Genomic DNA, 10,447 nt, shown 5'->3' on the forward strand with positions numbered 1-10,447 from the left:
TATGGAAATAGATAGCTCTGCCGTCGATTGGGCAGAGGTTCGCTTCGTATTGTCTCTGAACTTTTCATTTACCCAAGGAGTATGTATGTCTCGGCACTATTACGCCCGAGGGGCGATGTTGTTAGCACTGCTAACGATGATTGGTGGCCTGTTGACCACCCAGAATGCCAAGCCAACCGCCGCCGCCGCCAGCTGTGTGGTCACCTATCGCATTCCCAACGATTGGGGCAGTGGCTTCCTCGGCGATGTTAATATTCAAAATAATGGTGCAGCCATCAGTAGCTGGACGGTTGGCTGGAGTTTTGCTGGCAATCAGCAAATTACCAACCTCTGGAATGGGGTTGTAACCCAAACTGGCAATCAAGTAACGGTGCGTAACGCCGGCTGGAACGGCGCAATCGGTAGCGGTGGCGCAGTTAACTTTGGCTTTCAAGGAACCTACAGCGGTGCTAATGCCATCCCAACTGTCTTTACATTAAATGGTGTGGTTTGTGGTGAAACCAACCCAAATCCAACGGCCACTACCCCACCAACTGCAACTACCCGCCCAACCAACACTGTGGTTGTGCCAACCAACACGGCTGTGCCGCCAACTAATACAACCGTGCCACCAACCAACACGGCTGTACCGCCAACCGCGACCAACGGCCCAACGAGCACGCCACGACCAACCAATACGCCAACGGTTGTGCCACCAACCAGCACCCCAACCCAACCAGGCGATGATACCTACGATCAACGCTTCTTGGAAATGTATGCTGAGTTGAAGAACCCAGCCAATGGCTACTTCAGCCCTGAAGGTGTGCCCTACCACTCAATCGAAACCTTGATTGTCGAAGCCCCGGATTATGGCCACGAAACCACTTCTGAAGCCTATAGCTATTGGTTGTGGCTCGAAGCGATGTATGGCGAAGCAACTGGCAACTGGCAACCATTGGCTGATGCTTGGCGCAACATGGAAATGTACATCATTCCAACTAGCCAAGATCAACCAAGCAGTGGTTCGTACAATGCTAACAGCCCAGCCACCTATGCTGGCGAATGGGAATTGCCCAGCCAATATCCATCACAATTGCAAACCAATGTTTCAGTTGGCCAAGATCCAATTGCCGCCGAATTACGCTCGGCTTATGGCACCAGCGATGTCTATGGCATGCACTGGCTGCTCGACGTTGATAACTGGTATGGCTATGGTCGCCGTGGCGATGGCACCAGCAAACCATCATATATCAACACCTTCCAACGGGGCGCTCAAGAATCAGTTTGGGAAACCGTGCCCCATCCATCGTGGGAAAGCTTCAATGATGGCGGCCCCTTCGGCTTCTTGAACTTGTTCACTGGCGATGCTAGCTACGCTCGCCAATGGCGCTACACCAACGCCCCCGATGCCGATGCCCGCGCTGTCCAAGCGATCTACTGGGCAAAAGTATGGGCCGACGAACAAGGTGGCTCACCAATCGTCAATGGTTTGGTAACCAAGGCCGCCAAGATGGGCGACTACTTGCGCTATGCCTTCTTCGATAAATACTTCAAGCAAATTGGTTGTACCTCAACCTCGTGTCCAGCAGGCTCAGGCTACAACAGCGCTCACTATCTGTTGTCGTGGTACTACGCTTGGGGCGGTTCGATTGGCAATGGCGGCGGCTGGGCATGGCGCATCGGCAGTAGCCACAATCACTTTGGCTATCAAAACCCAATGGCAGCCTGGATTTTGGGCAGCCAACCAGCCTTCAAACCAGCTTCAACCAATGGCGCTCGCGACTGGAACATCAGTTTGACCCGCCAAATCGAGTTCTACACCTGGTTGCAATCAAGCGAAGGCGCAATTGCTGGCGGTGCTACCAACAGCTGGAATGGCCGCTACGAAGCAGCCCCAGCCGGAACCAGCACCTTCTACAACATGGCCTACGACGAAAAACCAGTCTATCACGATCCTGCCAGCAACACCTGGTTTGGTTTCCAAGCTTGGTCGATGGAACGGGTCGCTGAATATTACTATGCTTCAGGCGATGTCAAAGCCAAAAACGTGCTCGACAAGTGGGTAACTTGGGCTTTGGTCAACACCACCTTGACCAGCAATGGCAGCTATGAAATTCCCTCAACCTTGGCTTGGACTGGCCAACCAGCTACGTGGAACGCCAGCAACCCAGCCGCGAACACCAATTTACACGTCACGGTTGTCGATAAGACCCAAGACGTAGGTGTTGCCGCTGCCTATGCCAAGACCTTGATGTACTACAGTGCTGCTACCAAGCGCTATGGCACGCAACACGTCGCTTCACAAACCATGGCCAAAGAATTGATCGACCGCATGTGGTCAGAGTATCGCGATGATAAGGGGGTTGCTAACCCAGAAACCCGCCGCGATTACAACCGCTTCGATGATCCTGTATCAGTGCCACAAGGCTGGACTGGCACCATGGCCAATGGTGATCCAATCAACAATTCATCAACCTTCTTGAGCATTCGCACCAAGTACGAAGATGATCCAGCCTTCCCAGCAGTGCAAGCCTACCTTAATGGTGGCCCTGCGCCAACCTTCACCTACCACCGCTTCTGGGCCCAAGCTGATATCGCAATGGCCTACGCCGAATACGATCGCTTGTTCCAGTAAGCTCTCACGATGCTCGCTAGCGCCGGCTGGCGAGCATCACTTAATAAATATTAACTCGGGACTTTTAGGCTATCCATTAAATATCTTAATAAATAGTAGACTGAGGGCGGCAGTAATTGATTGCCCGCCCTCTTTTTTCTCAGTTGTTCTTTTGGAGGTTGTTTGATGTTAAACCATCGCAAAATGTTACTGATGGTGGCGTTACTCACGCTACTGACCGTGCCATGGTGGCAATCCAAAGCTGCTCAAGGCAATAGCGTCAGCCCATTATTGTTCCCATACAATCAAGCTTCGGGCATTAGCTACAATGTGACCGATCTCACGCAGGCTTGGAACGAGTGGAAAAGCAATATGATTACCGCCAATAATGCTGGCGGCGGCAATCGGCTACGGGTGATGGGTGGGGTCGATAGCTCATCGACCGTCTCCGAAGGCCAAGGTTATGGCATTTTGTTTGCCTCGCTGTTCGATGACCAAACCACCCTCGATGGGTTGTGGTTGTTCACCCGCGATCACCTCGACCCCAACGGTTTGATGCACTGGCACATTGGCAATCCTGGTCAATTACGCGGCAGTTATGCCGCCACCGATGGCGATGAAGATATTGCCCTCGGTTTGCTCAACGCTTGTATCAAAGTGCGCAAGGGCGTTTGGCCAAATAGCAGCAATGGTTTAGATTATTGTAGCCTTGCCACCACCATGATCAATAACATTTACACGTATGAAGTTGATCACCCAGGTTCATCGCCAGTGGCAGGCTTGCCCAGCAACCCAGGCAACGAATTATTGCCCGGCGATGGCTGGAATTTGGCCCGCGATTATCCTGAAGGCATCGTCAATCTCTCGTATTTCTCACCTGGCTATTTCACGGTATTTGGTAAATTCACAGGCAAAACCAGCGAATGGGAAGCCGTCAACACCCGCAATTATGAAATTACCAACCTCGCTCAATCACGGCCAGGCAACTGCTCGAAGCTCGTGCCCAACTGGAACCAATATGATGGCGATGCCCAGTTAGTTTCGTGGCAGCCCGAAGAATATGCCTGGTGGAGCTATGACGCAGCCCGCTTTGCATGGCGCGTTGCCGTCGATAAAGCGTGGTACAACACCGCTAGCTCACGCGAAACCATGAACGAAGTTGGTGGTTTCTTCAGCAGCGTGGGCATCGAAAATGTGCAGGCTCGCTATCGAATGAACGGCACATCAGTTGATAATTATCGTGGGGTGTTCTTCGTCGCCAATGCAGCAGCGGCAATTTGGGCCGCTCCCGCAGCCCAAGCTGTCAATTGTGGCGCTGCTACAGGCACGCTCAAAACTAGCCCGCAACAAGCCTATAACATGGTTTTGACGACTAAAGATGCGCCAAATTCGTATTATGTCAATGCTTGGCGTTTGATGAGCATGTTGTTGTTGACTGGCAATTTCCCCAACATTTACGAATTGGCCAACGGTGTTACGCCAACCAACACACCTGTGCCAACCAGCGTGCCACCAACCAACACGCCACGGCCAACCAACGTACCACCAACCAGCACGCCACGGCCAACCAATACCCCAGTCACAATCACACCAATTTTGACCCCAATTCCAACTCTGACCCCGATTCCAACCACTATTCCGACTAGCGTGCCGCCAACCAATACCCCGATTGCTGGCGCATGCCAAATCAGCTATAGCATCAGCAACGATTGGGGTAGTGGTTTTACCGCCGATGTCAGCATTCGCAACAACGGCGCAGCAATCAACAACTGGAATGTGCGCTGGAATTTCGCAGGCAATCAACAAATTAGCAATCTCTGGAATGGAACTGTCAGCCAAACTGGCCAAGCAGTCAGCGTCAACAATGTAGGCTGGAATGGCTTCATTGGTAGTGGTGGAACTGCCAGCTTTGGTTTCCAAGCCAGCTACAATGGCAGCAACCCCAAACCAACCAGCCTTACCCTCAATGGCACAGCTTGTAGCGTCGCGCCATAGGATTGTTGGTATACTAGCCGTTGGTTTATTGCAAGGATGCAGGCAAAACTGCATCCTTGTTTTTGTGTGTAGGAGCAACCTCGATGAAGCAAGCATTCCACTCACGTTGGCTTATTTTGGTTATTTTAGTTGGCCTCGGCCTTACATTACCCCGTCAGCAATCGGCTAGCGCCAATCCGCAAGCATTTACCTTTCCCTACAATCAAGCTTCGGGCATTAGCTACAACGTGACCGATCTCACTCAAGCTTGGAATGAATGGAAAAGCGCTCAAATTACTAGCAACAACGCTGGGGGCGGCGGACGTTTGCGGGTGCTGGGTGGAGTTAGCAATAGCACCACAGTCTCTGAGGGCCAAGGCTATGGCTTGCTCTTCGCCTCATTATTCGATGATCAAGCAACCTTCGACGGTTTATGGCTATTTACTCGTGATTATTTTACCAGTCGAGGCCTGATGCATTGGCACATCGGCAATCCAGGCCAAATTAATGGCAGCGGCGCAGCCACCGATGGCGATGAAGATATCGCCATGGGCCTAGTCAATGCCTGTGTCAAAGTACAACAGGGAGTTTGGCCCGCTAGCAGCAATGGCCTGAATTATTGCACACTTGCCAGCACCATGATCAACAATATTTATAGCTATGAAGTTGATCATGCTGGCAGCAACCCACCCGCTGGCTTGCCCAACAATGAAGGCAACGAACTACTGCCAGGTGATTCATGGTCAACCGCGACCGAATATCCTCAAGGTATTGTTAATCTTTCATATTTCTCGCCTGGCTATAGCACGGTCTTTGGCAAATTTACCAACAAAAATCCTGAATGGGCCGCCGTCAACACCCGCAACTACGCCATCACCAACTTGGTGCAAGCCAAAGCAGGCAATTGTTCCAAACTTGTACCCAATTGGAATCAATATGACGGTGATGTGCAATATGTTTCGTGGCAACCAGAAGAATCGGCTTGGTGGAGCTATGATGCAGCGCGGTTTGCATGGCGCATTGCCATCGACAAGGCGTGGTACAACACCAACAACTCACGCGAAACCATGAACGAAATTGGTGGTTTTTTCAGCAGCGTGGGCATCGACAACCTGCAAGCACGCTATCGGCTTGACGGCACATCGGTCGATAATTATCGTGGGGTGTTTTTTGTGGCCAACGCGGCGGCGGCAATTTGGGCGGCTCCAGCTCCGCAAGCAGTTAATTGTGGTGCGGCAACTGCTAGCCTCAAAACCACGCCGCAACAAGCCTACAACGCTGTGCTCGCCACTAAAGATACGCCCAACAGCTATTATCCCAATGCTTGGCGCTTGCTGAGCATGTTGCTGCTCACGGGCAATTTCCCCAATTTGTATGAAATGGCCCAAAGTGGCAATGGCGGCACTGCCACCCCAACCGCTACGCTAACAATCACTCGCACGCCAACCAATACACCAACTCGTACAGCAACCACAACCCCAAGCAACACCGCAACCCGTACTCCAACTGGTACGCCTGCCACCATCACGGTCACGCCCAGTCGCACGCCAACCACTGCGCCAACAATCACCCGTACACCAACAATTGCGCCCAACTTAAATTTCCGAATGTATCTGCCATTTGCCAAATCGAATAGTTAAATACAAAACGGCGGCAGTTAGGTGGAACTGCCGCCGCTCTTCGAACTACGAATTAGGCAAGTTTGGGTTTGCGGGCTACAAAGACAATACTCGTAACAAATAGCACTAGGCTAACTCCTAAGAGTAACCAAAAACCTAAACCAGGGATAACTTCGCGTTCTTCTGATAAACCAGCCGTCAATAAACCATGGAATGCTGCAATCAGAAAACTAACAATAATACTGAATACTCCAAAAACTTTTTTACCTGTGAGGCTCAATAGTGCGAATAAACCACCAACTGCCACCGCAGCCGCAATAATCATATACAGTATCTTGCTACTTTCTGGAACAAGCCCTTTAAGATCGCTGCCAAAGGTTTGAAACACACTGATTGAGAAATCGGTTGTGGTACTTTTCAGATAGGGCAAGAATAAACCAATCAGCATCACCACACCCAAAACTGCCATCACAATCGTTGAAATCCGTCGATTAGCCATGATTACGTTCCTCCATACATATTTATCTGTTGATGTAGGCACTATAATTGGCAAATGTGTCAGTTTCTGTCACCGATTGAGCAATTAGGGTGTGAATTAGGTCACAGCTAATTTAGCGCCGTTTCAAACGACCCAAAATTCGTTGTTGCCAAACTGCGGCTTCGGGCGCACCCAAAGCACTTGAGCAGGCAAAATAAACTGCAATTGCCAGCAAGCCATTGAAAACCAACGAGCCAAGCAAACCCCATAAACTCTGAGCTTGTGGCGCAATCTGGAGCCATGTTGCCAGATCGAATAGCTGTAATTGCCAGCCTAAGCCCACGCATGCCAACATAGCTAGTGCCAAGCCCAACCAAATTGGCACTTGACCAGCCTGCGGCCAGCGCTGCCGCCCCCAACGCCGCCAAGTATAATCCAGCCCAAGCAGGCCAGCAATCAGCAAGGCATAGACTGGTGCTTGCAATACCAACACCATCGCCAACGAACTCACCAAGGTAATCAGCAAAGAGCGGCGCAATTGACCAGTCGCATCAAGATTGCCATTGCGTCGCCGCCACATCATCAGCAACAGCAGTAATTCGAGGTTATTGGTAATGCTAAATGCGCCCGCTAAGCCAATATGGCTGGTGCTATACTGGCTTAGTAGCCAGCACAAGCCGATATTCAACGCCACGGTCACCACCCCAATCACCACTGGGATCGTGGTTTCTTGGCGGGCATAAAAGCCACGAATCAGAATTTCGGCGACTCCAAAGGCGGGCAAGGCGGTAGCATACATGATCAAGGCCTGCACCACCCACAAGGTCGATTGGCTATCGAAGTTGCCGCGTTGGAAGAGCACTTGCACAATCGGCGTGGCTAGCATCATCAAGCCAGCAGCGGCGGGAATAATCGCCCATAAGACTGTACCCAAGGTGCTACGGGTGGTTTGATTAAAGCCCTCGTGATCGCCAGCAGCATCCAAGCGGCTGAGTTGCGGAAACATGACCGTAGCCAAACTGAGGGCAAAAATTCCATGCGGCAGTAACATTAAGGTCAGGGCATTGCTCAAAGCCGTGGCACGGCCATCGCCAAACAATTTAGCAAAGCTAAAAATCGCAATGGTGTTGATTTGCATCGCCGCTTGGCCAAACACCCGTGGCCCCATCAACAGGCCAATGCGGCGCAAGGCGGCATCGCGCCAGTTGAACAACACCCGATAGCGAAAGCCTGAGCGATAAAGCACAGGCAATTGACAAACTAAATAAAGCAACGCCCCCAACACCACGCCCCACGCCGCTCCTTCAATTGAAACCAGCTGCCCATTATGCTCAACCACGCTAATCGGGTGCTGTACCCAGCCAAAGCGTACCAACAACGGCCCGATCAGCACAATTCCAGCAATAATCGCCACGTTATAAATCACCGGAACCAGAGCTGGCAGCGTGAAATGATCAAGCGCATTCAGCGTTGCCATGGCCAAACCACCCAAACCGAGCAACAGCGGCGAGAGCATAAACAAGCGCACCAAATAAATTGCCAAGCCCAGTTGTTCGGGCGTATAGGTTGGGTTGAGCCAACGCAGCAAGGGGTCAGCCAGCAGCAAAATTGCCAACGATACAACACTCAGCACGGTTAATGCAGCGTTGATCACCAAATTCGCCACTTGCCAAGCGCGTTCATGAGTTTCTTTGGTATAAGCTTCGATAAAAATTGGAATAAAGGCCGTGCCCAAGGCTCCACCAATAATCACCAAATATAACAAATCGGGAATTTGAAAGGCTGTGGTATAGATATCGCTAACAATATTTGTGCCAAAATAGCTTGATAAGACCGTTTGACGCACAATGCCAATTACGCGGCTCAATAAATAGCCCAACATCACAATTGCGCTATTCAACAGGGCACTCATCGAGCGTTTACGGAATGGGCTGGGGGTTGGCGCGGGAGTCGTCGATAAGGACTCGTTGCTCATTTTGATTCTTTCTGGTATAATCCATCGTCGCGAAACCAAATTAGCCGCAGGCTGCGTGGCCTCGGCGTTTTCTTATGATACCAAACCTTCGAGGAGGTCACGTTGGCTAATACAGCTTCCGCCCGCAAACGTATTCGGACAAATGCTCGCCGCCATAACCGCAACGTCATGGTGCGCTCAGCACTCAAAACCTTGGTCAAAAAATCAGCCCAAAGCGTCAATGCCAAAAACGAAGCTAGCAAAGAATCGTTGGCAGCAGCCTTGAAGGCACTTGATCAAGCCGCCGCTAAAGGCATCATTCACAAAAACCAAGCTGCCCGCCGTAAATCACGGTTGGTTCGCCGCTTTAACATTGCTAACGGCATCGGCACACGCACCACTGTGCAATAAGCTGCGCCATTTTTAGCAATTCTCTGCAACGAAAGCCCTATTTTGGGCTTTTTTGCGTTAAGCGGATGCGAGGGGTCAGAATTCAGGAGTCCGGCACTCGTTGTCATGGTTAATGAGGTTGACAACTGCTATGCCCCGAGCCCCTCCTTCCAATGGCATTATGGGACTTAACCCAATGCCGTTCAAATAAGGCCAACAGCTCCTATTCTGCGCAGTCTCCCCAACCGAAATCCACATGCTCCGTGTCGTGTATGATCGCCTGAGCGTCTTCACGGTGCAAGGAGCCAAACGCATGCGCTTTTCCCTCCGGTCGATTCCTACGGACACCCGCCTTCCCGATGCCCTCACCGTCGATCTGTTTACCCACGTACTCCCGCCCACAAGCGTGATGCAGGCACTCACCCATGCATCACGCCGCCAACAACGCGTGCGGAAACTCTCTCACGCCAGCATGATCTGGCTTGTCGTGGCAATGCATCTGTGGTCACATCTGTCCATCGAGCATGTCTTCCAGAAATTAATCCGTGGCCTGCGCTTTATTTGGCCTGATTCCACCTTTCCCCTGCCAAGCCGAAGCGCGCTCTGCTATCGTCGCTATCAACTCGGTGCCCGTCCATTTGTGACCCTCTTCCATCAATGCTGTGTCCCTTTGGCAACCCCCGCCACGCCTGATGCCTTTCTCTTCGGTTATCGACTCATGGCCATTGACAGCACCACCGAAATTGTCCCTGATACGCCGAGGAATGAGGCGGTATTTGGTCGCATGCGTGGCTCTCGTGGAGCCAGCGCGTTTCCACAACTCCGCGCGGTGTATTTGGTCGAGTGTGGCACGCATGCAATCGTGGATGCTGGATTTTGGCCATGCCTGACCCATGAACGGGTTGGTGGCTATCGGATGTTGCGCAAACTCCAACCGAATATGCTCTTAATGTGGGATCGTGGCTTCCATTCTTATCGGATGTTTGCGCAGGCGCAAGCACGGGGTGCACAGGTCCTTGCACGGTTGTCACTCAGTGTCCGCCCCCAGATCTACGAGACCTTGGCCGATGGGTCAGCCTTGATTACGATCACACCCGTTAACCACGGTCGTCCCGTGCGGGAGGGTGGCATCCAATTACGCATGATCTCCTACCGGCTCACCGATCCGGCCCTAGGGGATACCACGACGATGCATCGTGTGGTGACGAGCTTGCTCGATCCGAGCCGCTATCCCGCCGCTGATCTCGTTTGCGCCTATCACGAACGGTGGGAGATTGCGTTGGTCATTGATGAACTTGATACCCATCAACGTATTGCGCGACAGCCGTTGCGAAGCCAGCAGCCCGTTGGGGTCATCCAAGAATTATATGGGTTATTACTGGCCCACTATTGTATTCGCACGGTCATCCATGATGCTGCGCGTACCCGCACCCTTGATC

7 protein-coding genes are annotated in these 10,447 nt (G+C 51.8%); 5 read left to right on the forward strand and 2 right to left on the reverse strand.

Annotation, left to right across the window (positions count from 1 at the left end):
• Nucleotides 1–85: 85 nt before the first annotated feature.
• The 3 genes from ABEB26_RS22285 (at nucleotide 86) to ABEB26_RS22295 (ending at nucleotide 6,207) form a co-directional block, all read left to right on the forward strand.
• A complete protein-coding gene (locus tag ABEB26_RS22285) occupies nucleotides 86–2,614 on the forward strand; it encodes a glycoside hydrolase family 48 protein (RefSeq protein ID WP_345724290.1) in 2,529 nt (842 codons plus the stop codon).
• Nucleotides 2,615–2,779: 165 nt separating this feature from the next.
• Nucleotides 2,780–4,588, forward strand: coding sequence for a glycosyl hydrolase family 8 (locus ABEB26_RS22290; RefSeq protein WP_345724291.1), 1,809 nt, complete (start codon nucleotides 2,780–2,782; stop codon nucleotides 4,586–4,588).
• A gap of 83 nt (nucleotides 4,589–4,671) precedes the next feature.
• On the forward strand, nucleotides 4,672–6,207 hold the full coding sequence (locus tag ABEB26_RS22295) for a family 8 glycosyl hydrolase (RefSeq protein ID WP_345724292.1): 1,536 nt from the start codon (nucleotides 4,672–4,674) through the stop codon (nucleotides 6,205–6,207).
• A 52-nt stretch (nucleotides 6,208–6,259) separates the two neighbouring features.
• Here ABEB26_RS22295 and ABEB26_RS22300 read toward each other — a convergent pair whose 3' ends face one another.
• Both ABEB26_RS22300 and murJ read right to left on the reverse strand, forming a co-directional pair.
• The gene (locus ABEB26_RS22300; protein WP_345724293.1) at nucleotides 6,260–6,685 is read right to left on the reverse strand and encodes a hypothetical protein; all 426 of its coding nucleotides are present in this window, start codon (nucleotides 6,683–6,685) and stop codon (nucleotides 6,260–6,262) included.
• Nucleotides 6,686–6,797: 112 nt separating this feature from the next.
• Nucleotides 6,798–8,639 (reverse strand): murein biosynthesis integral membrane protein MurJ, encoded by a 1,842-nt coding sequence (murJ, locus tag ABEB26_RS22305; protein WP_345724294.1) that lies wholly within the window; start codon nucleotides 8,637–8,639, stop codon nucleotides 6,798–6,800.
• A gap of 102 nt (nucleotides 8,640–8,741) precedes the next feature.
• Between murJ and rpsT the strand changes: the two genes are divergently transcribed.
• Nucleotides 8,742–9,029 carry a 30S ribosomal protein S20 gene (gene rpsT / locus ABEB26_RS22310; RefSeq protein WP_041303832.1) on the forward strand — a complete coding sequence of 96 codons (288 nt, stop codon included), beginning with the start codon at nucleotides 8,742–8,744 and terminating at the stop codon, nucleotides 9,027–9,029.
• Between the two features lie 292 nt (nucleotides 9,030–9,321).
• On the forward strand, nucleotides 9,322–10,447 hold a 1,126-nt coding region (locus ABEB26_RS22315), incomplete at its 3' end, for an IS4 family transposase (RefSeq protein WP_345724295.1).

The sequence above is a fragment of the Herpetosiphon gulosus genome (assembly GCF_039545135.1).
In the GTDB taxonomy this organism is placed as follows: domain Bacteria; phylum Chloroflexota; class Chloroflexia; order Chloroflexales; family Herpetosiphonaceae; genus Herpetosiphon; species Herpetosiphon gulosus.